The following is a 20247-nucleotide window of genomic DNA, read 5'->3' on the forward strand; positions in this document are numbered from 1 at the left end:
ATACCTGCACCCGGATCCCGTTCTGTCTTCGAGTTTAGAAGCCCCTCCGTTTTTATCGTGCGAAACACTGGTTGCGACACCGATCTCAGGGATCGTCGACCCCCTCTGAAATGATAAACAGCAGGTTATTCGATGCACTTCAGCGAATTGATGGCAGTTCTTTCCACGCATGCGATCCGTCTTCAACAGGAAGAAGACGATCTCGTGATTCTCGGAGACGACGAGGGGCTGGACAGTGCCACCCTTGAAAGCCTGAGCGTGCACAAGGCAGAACTGCTGACGCTGGTGGCTCGAATGGGCGGTGACTGGCTCAGCCCGGCCTTTCGCATTACCGCGGACATGCTGCCGCTGGCCAATCTAAGCCAGGAAGCGATCGACAGAATCGTCGACGCCGTCCCGGGCGGCGCTGGCAATGTGCAGGACATCTACCCGCTGGCGCCCCTGCAGGAAGGGATTCTCTATCATCACCTGACGGCCGGGCAGGGCGATCCCTATGTATTGCAGGATCTGTTCGGGGCCGAGAGTCGCGAACGTCTCGATGACTTCGCCCAGGCACTGCAGGCGGTGATCGATCGCCATGACATCCTGCGCACGGCAATGGTCTGGGAAGGTCTCGACGAACCGGTGCAAGTGGTGTTGCGCGAGGCGACGCTGACAGTGGATGAGCTGACACTGGACGCGGCTGACGGCCCCATCGAGACCCAGTTGCGCGAGCGGTTTGATACCCGGCATCACCGCCTGGACCTGCGCGATGCGCCGCTGATGCGCATGGTGTGCGTTGAAGATCCGGCCAATGCCCGCTGGGTCGCTATCCTGCTGTACCACCACATTGCCATTGACCACGCCGCGCTGGAACTGGTGAAACACGAGATGCAGGCCTTTCTGCTCGGCGAAGGCCACGCCTTGCCCGAAGCCGTGCCGTATCGCAACTACGTGGCACAGGTGCGGCTGGGTGTCGGGGCAGATGCTCATGAAGGTTTCTTTCGCGAAATGCTGGCCGATATCGATGAGCCAACGCTGCCGTTCGGCGTGCTCGAAACGCCGGGCAGCGACTCGCTGATCGAAGATGTGCGCCTACCCGTCGATGACGCATTGAGCGCGCGCCTGCGAACCCTGGCAAAGCAGCTAGGGGTCAGTGCCGCGAGCCTGCATCACCTCGCATGGGCGCGGGTGGTGGGTGCGCTGTCAGGCAAGTCGGACGTGGTTTTCGGCACGGTACTGATGGGCCGGATGCAGGGCGGTAATGGCGCCGACCGGGCATTGGGTATGTTCATCAACACCTTGCCGTTGCGAGTCAAGCTTGAAGGGCATGCGGTGCGCGAAGGGGTCAGAACCACCCACGCACGGCTAACCGCATTGCTCGGTCACGAACACGCATCCCTGGCCCAGGCCCAGCGTTGCAGTGGTGTGGCCGCACCGGCACCGTTGTTCAATTCGCTGCTCAATTATCGCCATAGTGCCAGCGAACCAGTCGTTTCATCAGAGGCGCTCCAAGCCTGGAAAGGCTTGCAGAGCCTGGGCAGCGAGGAGCGCAGTACTTACCCGATCACGCTGTCGGTGAACGACCTGGGCCAAGGCTTCAGCCTGACGGTTCAAGCCATGGCACAGGTCGGTGCAGAGCGCATCGGCAACTATATGCTGACGGCACTCGGCGCGCTGGTCGAGGCGCTGGAGCAGCAGCCGCAAACCCCGTTGCAGCGTTTGCAAATCCTCTCGTCAACCGAACGCCAGCAAGTGCTGCACGCCTTCAATGACACGGCACGCGACTACTCACGTAACAGCAGCCTGCAGGAACTGTTCGAACAACGAGTGGCAACGCAGCCCGATGCGCTGGCCGCTGTACAAGATGACCAGCAACTGACCTACCATGAACTCAACAGTCGCGCCAACGCGTTGGCCCGTCACCTGACCGACCTTGGCGTGCAACCGGGCGAGCGGGTGGCGTTGCTGCTGGAGCGTTCCCTTGATCTGCTGGCCGGGCAGTTGGCGATCGTCAAATGCGGGGCGGCCTATGTACCGCTAGATATAAATGCCCCCGCCGAGCGTCAGGCATTCATGCTGCAAGACTGCACAGCGCGTTACGTATTGACGCTGGCTCGCCATCATCTGCCTGAAGGCATCCAGCGGATTGACCTTGACCTGCTGGAACTGCAAAACGATGTGCCTGACCCGCTACCGTCAACGTCCGCCGAGTCGGTGGCCTACATCATGTACACCTCCGGTTCCACCGGTATGCCCAAAGGCGTATTGGTGCCGCATCGTGCTGTCAGCCGTCTGGTGCTCAACAACAATTATGCCGATTTCAATGCCAGGGATCGTGTAGCGTTCGCCTCCAACCCGGCTTTCGACGCCAGCACCCTGGATGTATGGGCGCCACTGCTCAATGGCGGCTGTGTGGTCGTGGTGGAGCAGTCGGTATTGCTGTCTCTCGACGAGTTCCGTGCGCTGTTGCTGTCCCAGTCAGTCAGCGTGCTGTGGATGACCGCGGGCCTGTTCCATCAATATGCCGACGGCCTGATGGAGGCTTTCGCCAGATTGCGCTACCTGATCGTTGGTGGTGATGTGCTGGACCCGGCAGTGATCGCCAGGGTATTGAAAGACGGCGCACCGAGATACTTGCTCAATGGCTACGGCCCGACCGAAGCGACGACCTTCTCTACAATCCATGAGATCACCTCGGTCGGCAACGGCGGTATTCCTATCGGCCGCCCGATTGGCAACAGCCAGGTCTATGTGCTCGACGCCCTACGCCAAGCGGTGGCGATCGGTGTGGTCGGAGAGCTGTATATCGGCGGGCAGGGCGTGGCCAAGGGTTACTTGAACCGCCCGGAGCTGAACGCTACGCAGTTTATCGCCAATCCTTTCAGTGAGGACGCTGGAGCCCTGTTGTACCGCACCGGCGACCTTGGTCGCTGGAACGCAGACGGGGTGATCGAGTATCTGGGCCGTAACGACGACCAGGTGAAAATCCGAGGTTTCCGTATCGAACTGGGTGAAATCGAAGCGCGTCTGGTCGACTGCCCTGGCGTCAGAGAGGCGGTGGTGCTGGCCCGCCAGGACGAGCCTGGACACAAACGCCTGGTGGCGTACGTCATCGGTGAAGAAAACAGCGCCTTGTCAGCGGTCGAACTGCGCCGCGAACTGGCGGCGTCTCTGGCCGAATACATGGTCCCAAGCGCCTTTATGGTGCTGGATTCGTTCCCGCTGACCGCCAACGGCAAGCTTGATCGCCGAGCCTTGCCGGTACCGGACGCAGACGCCTATGCCAGCCGTGAATTCCAGGCACCCGAGGGTGAAGTGGAAATTACCCTGGCGCGCTTATGGTCCGAATTGCTCAACGTTGAACGCGTCGGCCGTCAGGATCACTTCTTTGAGCTCGGCGGGCACTCGCTACTGGCGGTCAGTCTGATCGAACGCATGCGCCAGGCGGGCCTGAGCGCAGATGTTCGCGTGCTGTTCAGCCAGCCCACGCTGGCCGCACTGGCCGCAGCCGTCGGCGCAAGCCATGACATCAAGGTACCGGCCAATCTGATAGACAAAGGCTGCGAACGCATCACCCCGGAGCTGTTGCCATTGGCGAATCTGACCCAGGTGCAGATCGACCAGGTGGTCGCCACTGTGCCTGGCGGCGTGGCAAATGTTCAGGATATCTACGCGCTGGCGCCGTTGCAGGAAGGCATTCTCTATCACCACATGGCAGCCGAGGCCGGCGACCCCTATGTGCTGCAGGCCCAGTTCGCCTTTGACAATCGCGAGCGCCTGGACGCCTTCGTTCAGGCTTTGCAGATGGTCATCGATCGTCACGACATTCTGCGTACCGGGGTGGTATGGGATGGTCTGGACTCACCGGTGCAAGTGGTCTGGCGCCAGGCGCAGTTGCACCTTGAAGGGCTTGAACTTGACCCTGCGGACGGCGAGATCGGCGCGCAACTGCATAGCCGCTTCGATCCGCGGCACTACTGCCTCGATATGACTCAAGCGCCACTGATGCGTCTGGTCTATGCCGAGGACCCGCTCAATCAGCGAATCACCGCGATGCTGCTGTTCCATCATATGGCCCTGGATCACACGGCGATGGACGTTGTGCAGCATGAAATGCAGGCCTGGCTGCTCGGCGAGAGTGAAACCTTGTCGGCGCCCGTGCCATACCGCAACTACGTGGCTCAGGCGCGTCTGGGTGTCAGCCAGGCTGATCATGAAGTGTTTTTCCGCGACATGCTGGGCGACATCGACGAACCGACGCTGCCTTTCGGCCTGCAGGATGTGCAGGGCGATGGCCATGATATCGAAGAAGCTGTCCTGGTGGTGGACAGCCAGTTAAGCCTGCGACTGCGTGCTCAGGCCCGACAACAGGGTGTGAGTGCCGCCAGTCTGGTGCATCTGGCCTGGGCTCAGGTGCTGGGCAAGGTTTCCGATCGTCGCGACGTGGTGTTCGGCACCGTACTGCTGGGCCGTATGCAGGCCGGCGAGGGCGCTGATCGGGCGCTGGGAATGTTCATCAACACCTTGCCGCTGCGGGTTGCCGTGGGCGGGCAAGGGGTACGCGCCGGGGTCAAGGCGACACACGCGCAACTCACCGCGTTGCTCGCTCACGAACATGCATCCCTCGCATTGGCTCAGCGTTGCAGCGGAGTGTCCGCGCTGACGCCGCTGTTCAGCGCACTGCTCAACTACCGCCACAGTGCGGTTGGCAGCGCTTCAGAACGGACCGCCCAGGCCTGGCAGGGTATTCGTGCCCTGAACAGTGAAGAACGCACCAACTATCCATTGACGTTGAACGTCGATGACTTTGGTGAGGACTTCAAACTGACTGCGCTGGCGACGATCACTGTCGGTGCGCAGCGCGTGTGTGGCTATATGCACACGGCGCTGGAACATCTGGTGGACGCACTTGAGTTGATGCCACAAGCGTCGCTACAAAGTTTGTCGATTTTGCCAGCTGTCGAGCGCGAGCAGTTGCTGGTGACGTTCAACGACACCGCACAGGATTACCCGCAGCAGCAGACCATTCATGGGATGTTCGAAGCACAGGTGGAGCGCACGCCGCAAACCCTGGCAGTGGTTCACGGCGAACAGCGCCTGACGTATCGCGAGCTTAACGAGCAGGCCAACCGTCTGGCCCATGCGTTGCGCAAGCAAGGCGTTCAGCCTGATTCGCGGGTTGGTATCTGCGTTGAGCGCGGCGCCGACATGGTCGTCGGCTTGCTGGCAATCCTTAAAGCGGGCGGCGGTTATGTGCCGCTGGACCCAGCTTATCCAGCAGAACGTATTGCCTACATGCTGCAGGACAGTGCGCCTGCCGCGGTACTGACCCAGTCGGCCACTGAAGCGTTACTGGCCGACGTTTCGGTACCTGTGATCAATCTTGATCTAAGCAACTGGCAGGACGAATCCGTCCAGAACCCGCAGCTGGCGGAGCTGACCTCGGCGCATCTGGCGTACCTGATCTACACCTCGGGTTCGACCGGTCTGCCGAAAGGCGTAATGATCGAACACCGGAACACCGTGAACTTTCTGACGTGGGCGCACGCGGCTTTCGATGCTGGCACAAACCACTCGGCACTGGAAAAAACGCTGTTCTCCACTTCGCTGAACTTCGACCTCGCCGTCTACGAGTGCTTTGCGCCACTGACCTCGGGCGGCAGTATCGAAGTCGTCAAAAACGTCCTTGAACTGCAACACGGCGAACACGATATCGGCCTGATCAACACCGTACCCTCAGCGCTCAAGGCGCTGCTGGACGTTGACGGTCTGCCGGAATCGGTTCACACCGTGAACGTGGCCGGTGAAGCCCTCAAACACAGTCTGGTTGAATCGCTGTTCGAGAAAACCAGCGTGCAGCGTCTGTGCAACCTCTATGGCCCATCGGAAACCACCACCTACTCCAGTTGGGTGGCCATGGACCGCGAAGACGGCTTCGCTGCGCACATCGGCAAACCGGTCGGCAATACGCAGTTTTACCTGCTGGATGAGCAACTGCAGCCTGTTCCACTGGGTGTTGCGGGTGAAATCTACATCGGCGGAGCCGGTGTGGCGCGAGGCTACTTGAACCGTGACGACCTCACTGCGGAGCGCTTCCTTAAAGACCCGTTCAGCCCGCAGCCCGCGGCACGCATGTATCGTACCGGTGACCTTGGCCGTTACTTGCCACACGGCAATATCGAATACCTGGGCCGTAACGACGATCAGGTGAAGATCCGCGGTTTCCGTATCGAACTGGGCGAGATCGACGCACGTCTGGCCAAATACCCGGCTATCCACGAAGCGGTGGTGACTGCTCGCGAAGACGTACCGGGCGACAAGCGCCTGGTAGCTTATTACACCCTGAGCACAGGGCATGCTTCGGTAGACATCGACAGCCTGCGCAGCCATTTGCAGGAAAAGCTGCCTGAGTACATGGTTCCAGCCATTTACGTGATGCTGGAGAAGCTGCCGCTGACCCCCAACGGCAAGCTGGATCGCAAAGCACTGCCAGCACCGCACAGTGAGGCGCTGATCAGCCGTGGCTACGAAGCACCGCAAGGCGAAATCGAGGAGCAGATCGCGGTAATCTGGCAAGACCTGCTGGGTGTCGCCCAGGTTGGGCGTCACGACCACTTCTTCGAACTCGGCGGCCATTCGCTGCTGGCAGTGAGCCTGACCGGGCGTATGCGCCAGTTGGGCCTGCGCGCCGACGTGCGCGTGCTGTTCAGCCAGCCCACCCTGGTTGCACTGGCCGCGGCGGTCGGCGGTGGCACCGAGATCGTGGTACCCGCCAACCTGATCAGCGTGGACTGCCAACGCATTACGCCTGAGCTGCTGCCACTGGCCGACCTGACTCAGGCGCAGATCGATCAAGTCGTAGCCACTGTGCCGGGCGGTGTTGCCAATGTGCAGGACATCTACCCCCTGGCGCCTCTGCAGTCAGGCATTCTTTATCACCACCTGGCCGCCGAAATCGGCGACCCCTATGTGCTCCAGACCCAGTTCGCGTTCGCTGACAGCGAGCGTCTGAACGCCTTCGTTCAGGCCTTGCAGATGGTCATCGATCGCCACGACATTCTGCGCACCAGCGTGGTATGGGACGGTCTGGACTCGCCGGTGCAAGTGGTCTGGCGTCAGGCACAGTTGCACCTTGACGCACTTGAGCTCGATCCGGAAGACGGCGATATCGGTGCACAACTGCACCGCCGCTTTGATCCGCGTCACTACCGGCTGGACATCGGCCAGGCACCTTTGATGCGCGTGGCCTACGCCGAAGACCCGCTCAACCAGCGCATCTGCGCGATGCTGCTGTTCCATCACATGGCCCTGGACCACGTAGCGCTGGAAGTGGTGAAGCAAGAAATGCAGGCATGGCTGGCGGGCGAGGCCGACACGTTGGCAGCGTCGGTACCCGTGCCGTATCGCAACTATGTGGCCCAGGCACGCCTGGGTGTCAGCCAAGCCGATCACGAAGCATTTTTCCGCGACATGCTCGGCGATATCGACGAGCCGACGCTGCCGTTCGGTTTGCAGGATGTGCAGGGTGAAGGTCGTGACATCGAGGAAGCCAGCCTGGCGCTGGCCCCTCAGATGAACATGCGTCTGCGGGCTCAGGCCCGGCAACAGGGGGTGAGTGCCGCGAGCCTGGTGCACCTGGCCTGGGCTCAGGTGTTGGGCAAGGTGTCAAACAGGCAGGATGTGGTGTTCGGCACCGTCCTGATGGGCCGGATGCAAGGTGGCGAAGGAACCGAGCGGGCCCTGGGGATGTTCATCAACACCTTGCCGCTGCGGGTATCGGTGGGCGAGCAGGGCGTACGTGACGGGGTCAAGGCCACTCATAAGCGCCTGACGGCCTTGCTCGGTCACGAACATGCCTCGCTGGCATTGGCCCAGCGTTGCAGTGGTGTTGTCGCACCGACGCCGCTGTTCAGCGCGCTGCTCAACTATCGTCATAGTGGAGGCGGCAGCGCGTCCGAACAGGCCATGCAGGCCTGGCAGGGTATTCATGCCCTGAGCAGCGAGGAACGCACCAACTACCCATTGACGTTGAACGTTGATGACCTGGGTGAAGGCTTCAAACTGACTGCGCTGACGACGACTGTTGTCGGCGCGCAGCGCATATGCGGATACATGCACACTGCGCTCGATCAGTTGATTCAGGCACTGGAGCAAGCATCAACCGCGCCCCTCGATAGCCTGTCGATCCTGCCTGCCGACGAGCGCGAGCGGTTACTGGTGGGTTTCAACGACACTGCGCTGGATTATCCGCAGCAGCAGACCATCCATGGCCTGTTTGAAGCGCAAGCCGAGCGCACACCGGAAGCGCTGGCCGTCGTCCACGGCGAACAGCGCCTGACGTATCGTGAGCTTAACGAGCAGGCTAACCGCCTGGCCCATGCCTTGCGCAAGCAGGGCGTGCAGCCGGATTCCCGCGTTGGTATCTGCGTTGAACGCAGTGCCGAGATGGTCGTTGGATTGCTGGCGATCCTCAAGGCGGGCGGCGGGTATGTGCCGCTCGATCCGGCGTATCCGGTAGAACGTATTGCTTACATGTTGCAGGACAGCGCTCCGGCAGCGGTGCTTGCTCAGACCGCTACTCAGGGCTTGCTAGCCGATGTTTCGGTGCCTGTGATCAATCTTGATCTGAGCGATTGGCAGGACGAATCCGTCCAGAATCCGCAGGTGCCGAGGCTGACTTCGGCGCATCTGGCGTACCTGATCTACACCTCGGGCTCCACCGGTCTGCCAAAAGGCGTGATGATCGAACACCGCAACACCGTTAACTTCCTGAGCTGGGCACATAGTGCATTCGACGCTTCGGCACTGGAAAAAACGCTGTTCTCCACTTCGCTGAACTTCGACCTCGCCGTCTACGAGTGCTTCGCGCCACTGACCTCGGGCGGCAGTATCGAAGTCGTCAAAAACGTTCTGGAACTGCAACACGGCGAGCACGATATCGGCCTGATCAACACCGTACCGTCGGCGCTTAAAGCACTGCTGGACGTTGACGGGCTGCCGGCAACGGTTCACACGGTGAACGTGGCCGGTGAAGCGCTCAAGCGCAGTCTGGTAGAAAACCTGTTCGAAAAAACAGGCGTGCAGCGCCTGTGCAACCTCTACGGCCCATCGGAAACCACCACCTACTCCAGTTGGGTGGCCATGGACCGGGAAGACGGCTTCGCTCCACACATTGGCAAACCGGTTGGTAATACGCAGTTTTACCTGCTGGACGGACAGCAACAGCCTGTGCCACTGGGCGTTGTGGGCGAGATCTACATCGGCGGTGCCGGTGTGGCGCGGGGTTATCTGAACCGTGACGACCTCACTGCCGAGCGCTTCCTCAACGACCCGTTCAGCCAAAACCCAGCGGCACGCATGTACCGTACCGGTGACCTTGGCCGTTATCTGCCAGACGGCAATATCGAATACCTGGGCCGTAACGATGATCAGGTGAAGATCCGTGGTTTCCGTATCGAACTGGGCGAGATCGATGCACTGCTGGCCAAACACCCGGCGGTCCATGAAGCAGTAGTCACCGCCCGCGAGGACATCCCGGGCGACAAACGCCTGGTGGCTTATTACACCGTCCAGGCCGCCCACAATGAGCCAGACATCGATAGCCTGCGCGACTGGCTGCAGGAGCAACTGCCGGCCTATATGATCCCTGTGGCCTATGTGCGTCTTGATGCGCTGCCGCTGACCCCGAACGGCAAACTGGACCGCAAGGCCCTGCCAGCACCGGACGGTGATGCACTGATCCGTGGCGGCTACGAGGAGCCGCAAGGCGCAGCCGAAATCATTCTGGCGAAGATCTGGAGCGACTTGCTCAACATCGAACGTGTCGGTCGCCACGATCATTTCTTTGAACTGGGCGGGCATTCGCTGCTGGCAGTGAGCCTGATCGAACGTATGCGCCAGGCCGGCCTGAGTGCCAATGTGCGTACGCTGTTCAGCCAGCCGACCTTGGCGGCACTGGCCGCAGCGTCAGGCGCGGTCGACGATCTGGTGATCCCGGCCAACGGTATTCCAGTGGATTGCCAGAGAATTACCCCAGACATGCTGCCGTTGGTCGACCTGACTCAAGAGCTGATCGACCAGGTGGTGGCCTGCGTGGCCGGCGGCGCGGCGAACGTGCAGGACATCTACCCGCTGGCCCCCTTGCAGGAAGGCATTCTCTATCACCACATCAGCGCCGAACAGGGCGACCCCTATGTATTGCAGGCACAGTTCGCCTTTGACAGCCGCGCTCACCTGGACTCCTTTGCTCAGGCCCTGCAAACGGTTATCAACCGCCATGACATCCTGCGCACTTCCATGCACTGGGAAAGCCTTGATGAGCCTTTGCAGGTGGTCTGGCGCCATGTCGAACTCAGCGTAGAAGAGATTGAGTTCAACCCTTGCCTTGGTGATATAGCCCGTCAGTTGCAAGAGCACCTGGACCCGCGCCAGATACGCCTGGACATCCGCCAGGCACCCTTGATGCGCCTGGTGTGTGCCCTGGACAGCGGCAACGAGCGCTGGGTGGCGACCCTGATGTTTCACCACATGATCCTTGACCACACTGCGCTGGATCAGGTGCGCTATGAAATGCAGGTCTGCCTGCGCGGTCAGGCCGAGCAACTTGCCGACTCCATTCCTTACCGCAACTATGTCGCTCAGGCACGACTGGGCTTGAAAGAGCAGGACCACGAACTGTTCTTCCAGGACATGCTCGGCGACATCGACGAGCCGACGCTGCCCTTCGGCCTGCACGATGTGCAAGGCGACGGCAGCGCTATCGCTCAGGCCAGCCTGGCGCTGGACGGCGCTTTGAGTCAACGCCTGAGAGTACAGGCACGGCAGCTTGGGGTCAGCGCGGCAAGCCTTATCCACTTGGCGTTCGCGCAAATGCTCGGTCGCCTGAGCGGACGTGAACAGGTGGTGTTCGGCACCATTCTGATGGGCCGCATGCAAAGCGGCGAGGGTGCCGAACGGGCCCTTGGCATGTTCATCAATACCTTGCCGCTGCGGGTAGACCTCGGCGATCTGGGCGTACGTGACGGAGTCAAGGCCACGCACCGACGCCTGACCGGGTTACTCGGCCATGAACATGCCTCGCTGGCACTGGCCCAGCGCTGCAGTGGCGTGGTTGCACCGGCGCCACTGTTCAGCGCCTTGCTCAACTATCGTCACAGCAGAGTGGCCGTGACCGATGAAGCAATGGCGGCTTGGGATGGCATGCAATCGCTGCGGCTGGCCGATGAAGAACGCACCAACTACCCGTTGACCATCAACGTCGACGATATGGGTGAAGGATTTCTGTTCACAGCACTGGTAACGGCGAGCATCGGCGCGCAGCGTGTTTGTGACTATTTGCAGTTGGCTACAGAAGGGCTGGTCGATGCGCTGGAACAGGCGCCGCAAACGCCGTTACACCGTATTTCGATACTGCCGCTCAGCGAGCGTGCGCAGTTGCTCGAACAGTGGAACCTGCCCAACAAGACCGATACACACGAAACACCGATCCATCAGCAATTCGAAGCCCGCGCCGCAGAACAGCCAGACGCCGTCGCTCTGGTGTTCGAAGAACAGATCCTGAGCTACGGCGAACTCAACGCGCGTGCCAACCAGGTTGCGCATCGCTTGCTGGCCTTGGGTGTACGCCCCGATGATCGCGTGGCGATCTGTGTCGAGCGTGGCCCGGCGATGATTATCGGCTTGCTGGGTATCCTCAAATCCGGGGCCGGTTATGTACCACTGGATCCGGCTTACCCGCTTGAGCGCCTAGCCTATACCCTCGGTGACAGCACGCCGGTGGCATTATTGAGCCAGCAGTCAGTGCAGCAAGCCTTGCCGGTGACGGAAGTGCCTATCATCAGTCTCGATGATCCCGACTTGCAGGACGAATCCGTCTGCAATCCAGAGGTAGCGGGGCTGACGGCTGCGAGCCTGGCCTATGTCATCTACACCTCCGGCTCAACCGGTCTGCCCAAAGGCGTGATGGTCGAGCATCGTAATGTTGCACGGCTGTTTTCGGCCACCGCAGACTGGTTCGCGTTTGGCGAACAGGATATCTGGGCGCTGTTCCACTCGTTCGCCTTTGACTTCTCGGTCTGGGAAATCTGGGGCGCCTTGCTGCACGGCGGACGTCTGCTGATCGTGCCGCAACTGATCAGCCGTTCACCAGAAGACTGCTACAACCTGCTGTGCAGCGCCGGGGTAACGGTGCTCAACCAGACGCCAAGTGCGTTCCGCCAACTGATTGCGGCACAGGGCGAGCACGGGCAGGCGCATTCGTTGCGCCAGGTGATCTTCGGCGGCGAAGCACTGGAAACGGCCATGCTCAAGCCGTGGTACGCCCGCAAGGTGAATGCCGGTACGCAACTGGTCAACATGTACGGCATTACCGAAACCACCGTGCACGTTACCTATTACCCGTTGCAGGCCGAAGATGCACAGCGTATCGGTGCCAGCCCGATCGGCAGGCGCATTCCCGATTTGCAACTGTATGTCCTCGATCCCCATGGCGAACCGGTGCCGGTAGGCGTGATCGGCGAGCTGTACGTGGGCGGTGCCGGTGTTGCCCGGGGTTACCTGAACCGTGAAGCATTGACGGCCGAGCGTTTTCTCGATGACCCGTTCAATACTGCGCCAGGTGCGCGCCTGTACCGCACCGGCGACCTGGGTCGCTGGCTGGCCGATGGCAGCCTGGAATACCTGGGACGTAACGACGAACAGGTGAAGATTCGCGGCTTCCGTATAGAGCTGGGCGAGATCGAAGCGCAACTCGCCGCGTGTGACGGTATACAGGATGCGCTGGTGCTGGTGCGTGAGGACGAGCCTGGTGACAAGCGTCTGGTGGCCTATGTTATCGGCACCGCGGGACTGGAACCGGACGCTAGCCGATTGCGCGAGCAACTGCGCCTGTCGCTGGCCGAGTACATGCTGCCGAGTGCCTTCGTCAGCCTGGAAAGCTTCCCGCTGACGGCCAACGGCAAGCTTGACCGCAAGGCGCTGCCCGCGCCCGACCGTTCGGCGGTGGCCAGTCGAGGCTACGAAGCGCCTGAAGGCGATACCGAGATGGCCATTGCGCGGATCTGGCAAGACCTGTTGCAACTCGAGCAGGTCGGCCGGCATGACCACTTCTTCGAGCTGGGCGGCCACTCGCTGTTGGCGGTGAAACTGATCGAGCGCATGCGCCAGATCGATCTGGTTGCCGATGTGCGCGTGCTGTTCAGCCAGCCGACCCTGTCTGCCCTGGCGGCAGCGGTGGGCGGCAAGGAGCAAGTCGAGGCACCCGCCAACCTTATTCCCGCCGACTGCTCGCGCATCACCCCGGATATGCTGCCGCTGGTGTCGCTCACCCAGGACGATATCGATCGTGTGGTCTCCAGCGTGCCCGGCGGTCTGTCCAACGTGCAGGATATCTATGCCCTAGCGCCGCTGCAGGAGGGGATCTTGTATCACCACCTTGCCGCTACCGAGGGTGACCCGTATTTGCAATACGCGCTGTTTTCCTTTGACAGTCTTAAGCGTCTGCACAGTTTCGCCCACGCGCTGCAAGGCGTGATCGCACGGCACGATATCCTGCGCACCGCCGTGCTTTGGGAACGTCTCGACGCCCCGGTGCAGGTGGTCTGGCGTGAAGCGACCCTGGGCCTGTATGAGCAGGCGCTTGACCCGGCCGATGGCGACATCGCCGAGCAGTTGCTCAAGCGTCTCGACCCTCGTCACACGCGTCTGGACATCCGTCAGGCACCGATGCTGCGCATCGGTTATGCACACGATGAGGTGAACAACCGCTGGCTGGGCATGTTGCTGTTCCATCACCTGGTGGACGACGCTACATCGCTGCGCATCCTCAGAAGCGAAATCGAGGCACACATGCTCGGTCAGCAAGCCTCGCTGCCGCCGTCCGTGCCTTATCGCAATTACGTAGCTCAGGCCATGCTCGGTGTCAGCCGTGAAGAGCACGAGGTATTTTTCCGCGATATGCTGGGCGACATCGATGAGCCGACGCTGCCATTCGGTCTGCAGGACGTGCAAGGCGACGGCAGCGGTATCGAGGAGGCGCGCCTGCTGGTCGACGTCGACCTGAGCCGACGCCTGCGCGTACAGGCTCGTCAACTCGGGGTGAGTTCTGCCAGCCTGTATCACCTGGCCTGGGCTCGTTTACTGGGCGCTGTGTCAGGCAAAGAGGATGTGGTGTTCGGCACCGTGTTGCTCGGTCGCCTGCAAGGCGGCGCAGGGTCCGACCGGGCGTTGGGAATGTTCATCAACACCTTGCCGCTGCGTGTCACGCTGGGCGAACAGGGCGTGCGCAGCGGTCTGAAAGCGACCCATGCGCGACTCAGCGGGCTGCTGGCCCATGAACACGCCTCGCTGGTACTGGCCCAACGTTGCAGTGGTGTACCCGCTTCGACGCCATTGTTCAGCTCGCTGCTCAATTTCCGTCATACCGGTGATGTCGCCGCGAGCGACAATGCGCAGGTCGCCTGGGAAGGCATTCAGGCGTTGCATGGTGAAGAACGCACCAACTATCCGCTGACCTTGTGCGTGGATGACATGGGCGAAGGTTTCGCTCTGACCGTCATGGCCGAAGGACAGATCGGTGCCAAGCGTGTATGTGCGTACATGCTCTGTGTGCTGGAAAACCTGGTGCAAGCACTGGAGCAGACCCCGGACGCTGCGCTGGGAGCGCTGCGTATCCTGCCCGGGATCGAGCGCCAGCAACTGCTGGAAAGCTGGAACACCCCGCATGCGCTGCAGGCCGATGACGCCCTGATTCACCGTACCTTCGAAGCCTGGGTGGTGGCACAGCCGAATGCCGTGGCCCTGCACTATGAAGACCGTACCCTGACCTATGCCGAGCTGAACACCCGCGCCAATCAGGTAGCCCATTACCTGCTGGGCCTCGGCGTGCAGCCGGATGACCGGGTGGCGATCTGTGTCGAGCGCAGCCTGGAAATGATTGTCGGTTTGCTCGGGGTGCTCAAGGCCGGTGCGGGTTACGTGCCGATTGACCCGGCCTATCCGGCGGAGCGTATTGCTTACCAGTTGCAGGACAGCGCCCCAATGGCGGTGCTGGCCGATGCTGCCGGGCTGGCGCTGCTGGGTGCGTTCGACGGCCCACGCGTGGATTTGCACAGTCCGGCGTTGCAGGCCCAACCGGGTCACAATCCACAGCTGACCGGGCTCAGCCCGCGCCACCTGGCTTACGTCATCTACACCTCCGGTTCGACCGGCCTGCCCAAGGGCGTAATGGTCGAGCACCGCAACGTGGCCCGGCTGTTCTCGGCCACCCAGAGCTGGTTTGGTTTCAACGAGCAGGATGTCTGGGCGTTGTTCCATTCATTCGCGTTCGACTTCTCGGTCTGGGAAATCTGGGGTGCGCTGTTGCACGGCGGGCGTTTGCTGATCGTGCCGCAACTGATCAGCCGCTCCCCGCAAGACTGCTACGCGCTGTTGTGCAGCGCCGAAGTGACGGTGCTCAACCAGACCCCGAGCGCGTTCCGCCAGTTGCTCAACGCCCAGGGCGAGAGCGATCAGCGACACTCCTTGCGCCTGGTGATTTTTGGTGGCGAAGCGCTGGATACCGGGATGCTCAAGCCGTGGTACGCCAGGGTGATCAACGCCGGTACGCAGTTGGTGAACATGTATGGCATCACCGAAACCACGGTGCATGTGACCTATCACCCCCTGGTGGCGGCAGATGCGCAACGTGCGGGCGTGAGCCCTATCGGTGTACGCATTCCCGATTTGCAGTTGTATGTACTGGACGCGCGCCGCGAGCCGGTGCCGGTGGGTGTGGTCGGCGAGCTGTATGTCGGCGGCGCCGGTGTCGCGCGGGGCTACCTGAATCGTGAAGCGCTGACGGCCGAGCGATTCCTGGCGAACCCGTTCAGTAAAGATCCTCAGGCGCGTCTGTACCGAACCGGCGACCTGGGTCGCTGGATGGATGATGGCAGTCTCGATTACCTGGGCCGCAACGACGACCAGGTCAAGATCCGTGGTTTCCGTATCGAACTGGGAGAAATCCAGACTGCGCTGGCCGCCTGTGACACGGTCCGCGAAGCGCTGGTGCTGGTCCGCGAAGATCAACCGGGTGACAAGCGCCTGGTGGCCTATGTGATCGCTGCGCCCGGCCACGAGATCGTGGCGACTGACTTGCGTGAGCGCTTGCTGCTGTCCCTGGCCGATTACATGGTGCCCAGTGCTTTTGTGGCGCTGGACCGTTTCCCGCTGACCACCAACGGCAAGCTCGACCAAAAGGCATTGCCCGCTCCGGATGCGCAGGCACTGGCAATGCGTGAATACGCGCCGCCCGAGGGCGATGTCGAGATCGCCATCGCGCAGATCTGGCAGTCTCTGCTGCAAGTGCCACAGGTTGGCCGCCACGATCATTTCTTCGAGCTGGGCGGGCATTCGCTGCTGGCCGTCAAACTGATCGAGCGCATGCGCCAGATCGACCTGTCGGCTGATGTGCGGGTGCTGTTCAGCCAGCCGACCCTTGCCGCACTTGCTGCTGCGGTGGGCGGGCACACCGACGTACAGGTGCCGGATAACCTGATCGTGCCGGGCTGCGAGCGTATTACCCCGGACATGCTGCCGCTGGCTGATCTGGATCAGGCAGCGATCGATCGGGTCGTCGCCAGCGTCCCGGGCGGCCTGGCCAACATTCAGGACATCTACGCCCTGGCCCCCCTCCAGGAAGGCATTCTCTATCACCATCTGGCTGCGGATGAAGGTGATCCCTATGTCTTGCAGATGCTCTTCGCGTTCGATGATCGCGAGTGCCTGGCCAGTTTCGCCGCGGCCCTGCAGAACGTGGTCGAACGCCACGACATCCTGCGCACCGCCGTGGTCTGGGAAGGGCTTGAGCAGCCGGTACAGGTGGTCTGGCGCAACGCTAAACTGAGCCTGGAAGAGGTGGCCATCGATCCGCTCGACGGTGACGTGCTGACACGACTGCGCGAGCGTTTTGACCCACGTCACTATCGCCTGGACATTGGCCAGGCGCCGCTGATGCGCATTGCCTATGCCGAGGACAACACCCTCCAGCGCCTGGTCGGCATGTTGCTGTTCCACCATCTGGCGCTGGATCACACCTCACTGGAAGTGGTGGTGGAGGAAATGCAGGCCAGCCTGCAGGGGCAGATCGAGCAATTGCCCGCCCCGGTGCCTTATCGCAACCATGTGGCACAGGCGCGTCTGGGTATCAGCCAGGCCGAGCACGAAGCGTTTTTCCGCGACATGCTCGGCGACATCGACGAACCGACTCTGGCTTACGGCATACAGGACGTGCAGGGCGATGGCAGTGGTATCGAGGAAGTGCATCAGGTACTCGACAGCCAGCTGAGCAGCCGTATACGCAGCATTGCGCGGCAATTAGGGGTTAGCGCTGCCAGTCTGGCGCACCTGGCATGGGCTCAGGTGGCCGGTCGGGTGTCGGGCCGTGAAGAAGTGGTGTTCGGTACCGTACTGATGGGCCGCATGCAGGGCGGCAACGGCGCCGACAGGGCGCTGGGAATGTTCATCAACACCTTGCCGCTTCGCATCAGCGTCGGCAGCCAGAGCGCTCTGGCGGCGGTCAAGCTCACCCACCAGCGCCTGTCGACCCTGCTGGGGCATGAGCATGCCTCGCTGTCGCTGGCCCAGCGCTGCAGCGGCGTGCCGAGTTCGCTGCCGCTGTTCAGCACCTTGCTCAACTACCGCCACAGCAACGGTGGTGCGGCCTCGAGCGAAACATTGTCAGCCTGGCAGGGTATTCAGACCCTGAGCATGGAGGAACGCACCAACTATCCGTTGTGCCTGAACGTCGATGACCTGGGCGATGACTTCATGCTCACCATTCAGGCCGTCAAGCAAATCAGTGCCACGCGCATCGGCGAATACATGCAGGTTGCACTGCGCAGCCTGGTACAAGCGCTGGAACATACGCCGCAAGCAGCGCTGAACAGCCTGTCGATACTGCCGGACGACGAGCGCGAGCTGTTACTGTCGGGCTTTAATGACACCGCTCACCCTTATCCGCGCGATGTATTGATCCACCAACTGATCGAACAACAGGCTGCTCAGCGTCCGGATGCCTGCGCCGTAAGCGGCGACAGTGGGCCGTTGCTCACTTACGCCAAGCTCAACCAACAGGCCAATCAGCTCGCCCATCGTCTGATTGAGCTGGGTGTGGAGCCGGATGCGCGGGTTGCGGTCAGCCTGCGTCGCGGACCGGAAATGGTCGTGGCGCTATTGGGTATCCTCAAGGCCGGTGGCGCCTATGTGCCGATCGACCCGGATCTGCCCAGCGCTCGCCAGGCCTATATGCTCAGCGACAGCGCCCCCCGTGCGCTGCTGACCAGCCAGGATCTGCTCGCAAGTCTGCCAGCCCTTAGCGTTCCAGCGCTGGTGCTTGATGGCCGCGATGACAGCGCCCAGCTTGCCTCACAGCCGATCAATAACCCGGATGCCAAGGCGCTGGGCCTGCAGCCGAATCACCTGGCCTACGTGCTGTACACCTCGGGTTCCACTGGTCAGCCCAAAGGCGTGATGAACGAACACCTGGGCGTGGTCAACCGCCTGCTATGGGCCCGTGATGCCTATCACGTAGACAGCAATGATCGTGTGCTGCAAAAGACCCCGTTCGGTTTCGACGTGTCGGTCTGGGAGTTTTTCCTGCCGCTGCTCGCCGGTGCCGAACTGGTCATGGCACGTCCCGGTGGCCATCAGGAGCCAGACTACCTGGCGCAGGTAATGACTGACGCGGGCATTACCCTGCTGCACTTTGTGCCCTCGATGCTCGATGTGTTTCTGGAACACCGCTCGACCCGCGACTTCCCGCAACTGCGCCGCGTGCTGTGCAGCGGCGAGGCCTTGCCGCGTGCGTTGCAGCGCCGCTTCGAGCAACACCTGAAGGGCGTTGAACTGCACAACCTCTATGGCCCGACTGAAGCGGCCATCGACGTTACCGCCTGGGAATGCCGCCCGACGGATCCGGGCGACAGCGTGCCCATCGGTCGCCCGATTGCGAACATTCAGATGCACGTGCTGGATGCCCAAGGCCAGCTGCAACCAATGGGCGTGGCCGGTGAACTGCACATTGGCGGTATCGGCGTGGCGCGGGGTTACCTGAACCTGCCGGAGCTGAGTGCCGAGCGTTTCATCGCCGACCCGTTTTCCGACGACCCGCAGGCACGCCTGTACAAAACCGGCGACGTCGGTCGCTGGCTGGCCAATGGCGCGCTGGAATACCTGGGCCGTAATGACTTTCAGGTGAAGATCCGCGGCTTGCGCATCGAAATCGGTGAAGTCGAGGCCGCTTTGGCCAAACACCCGGCGGTCCACGAAGCGGTGGTCACCGCTCGCGAAGACATACCCGGTGACAAACGTCTGGTGGCTTACTACACGCAGTCTGCCGAGCACACTGCTGTCGATATCGACACCCTGCGCGGTCACCTGCAGCAACAGTTGCCGGAATACATGGTTCCGGCCATTTATGTACTGCTTGAGTCCATGCCACTGACGTCCAACGGCAAGCTCGATCGCAAAGCGCTGCCAGCACCGGACGGTGATGCGCTGATCAGCCGTGGCTACGAAGCACCGCAAGGCGAAATCGAGGAGCAGATCGCGGTAATCTGGCAAGACCTGCTGGGCGTCGAGCAGGTCGGTCGTCACGACCACTTCTTCGAACTCGGCGGCCATTCGCTGCTGGCGGTGAGCCTGACCGGGCGTATGCGCCAGTTGGGCCTGAGCGCCGACGTGCGCGTGCTGTTCAGCCAGCCCACCCTGGCTGCACTGGCCGCAGCCGTGGGCGGTGGCACCGAGATCGTAGTGCCAGCCAACCTGATCACCAAGGACTGCCAACGCATTACGCCGGAGCTGCTGCCACTGGCCGATCTGACTCAGGCGCAGATCGATCAAGTCGTAGCCACCGTGCCGGGCGGCGTGGCCAATGTGCAGGACATCTACCCGCTGGCGCCTTTGCAATCAGGCATTCTTTATCACCACCTGGCCGCCGAAATCGGCGACCCCTATGTGCTCCAGACCCAGTTCGCGTTCGCTGACAGCGAGCGTCTGAACGCCTTCGTTCAGGCCTTGCAGATGGTCATTGATCGCCACGACATTCTGCGCACCAGCGTGGTATGGGACGGTCTCGATTCACCGGTGCAAGTGGTCTGGCGTCAGGCACAGTTGCACCTTGACGCACTTGAGCTTGATCCGGCAGACGGCGATATCGGTGCGCAACTGCACAGCCGCTTTGATCCGCGTCACTACCGGCTGGACATCGGCCAGGCACCTTTGATGCGCGTG

1 protein-coding gene (cut by a window edge) is annotated in these 20247 nt (G+C 61.6%); it reads left to right on the top strand.

Annotated elements, in window-relative coordinates; all coding sequences use genetic code 11:
• Nucleotides 1–132: 132 nt before the first annotated feature.
• On the top strand, nucleotides 133–20247 hold the 5' end (the start) of the coding sequence (sypC, locus tag V476_RS24360; RefSeq protein ID WP_051128938.1) for a syringopeptin non-ribosomal peptide synthetase SypC. The gene runs 20472 nt beyond the window's last position; 20115 of the gene's 40587 nt are visible here — the first part of the coding sequence; it begins with the start codon at nucleotides 133–135; the stop codon falls past the right edge of the window.

It is taken from the genome of Pseudomonas syringae KCTC 12500 (genome assembly GCF_000507185.2).
In the GTDB taxonomy this organism is placed as follows: domain Bacteria; phylum Pseudomonadota; class Gammaproteobacteria; order Pseudomonadales; family Pseudomonadaceae; genus Aquipseudomonas; species Aquipseudomonas syringae.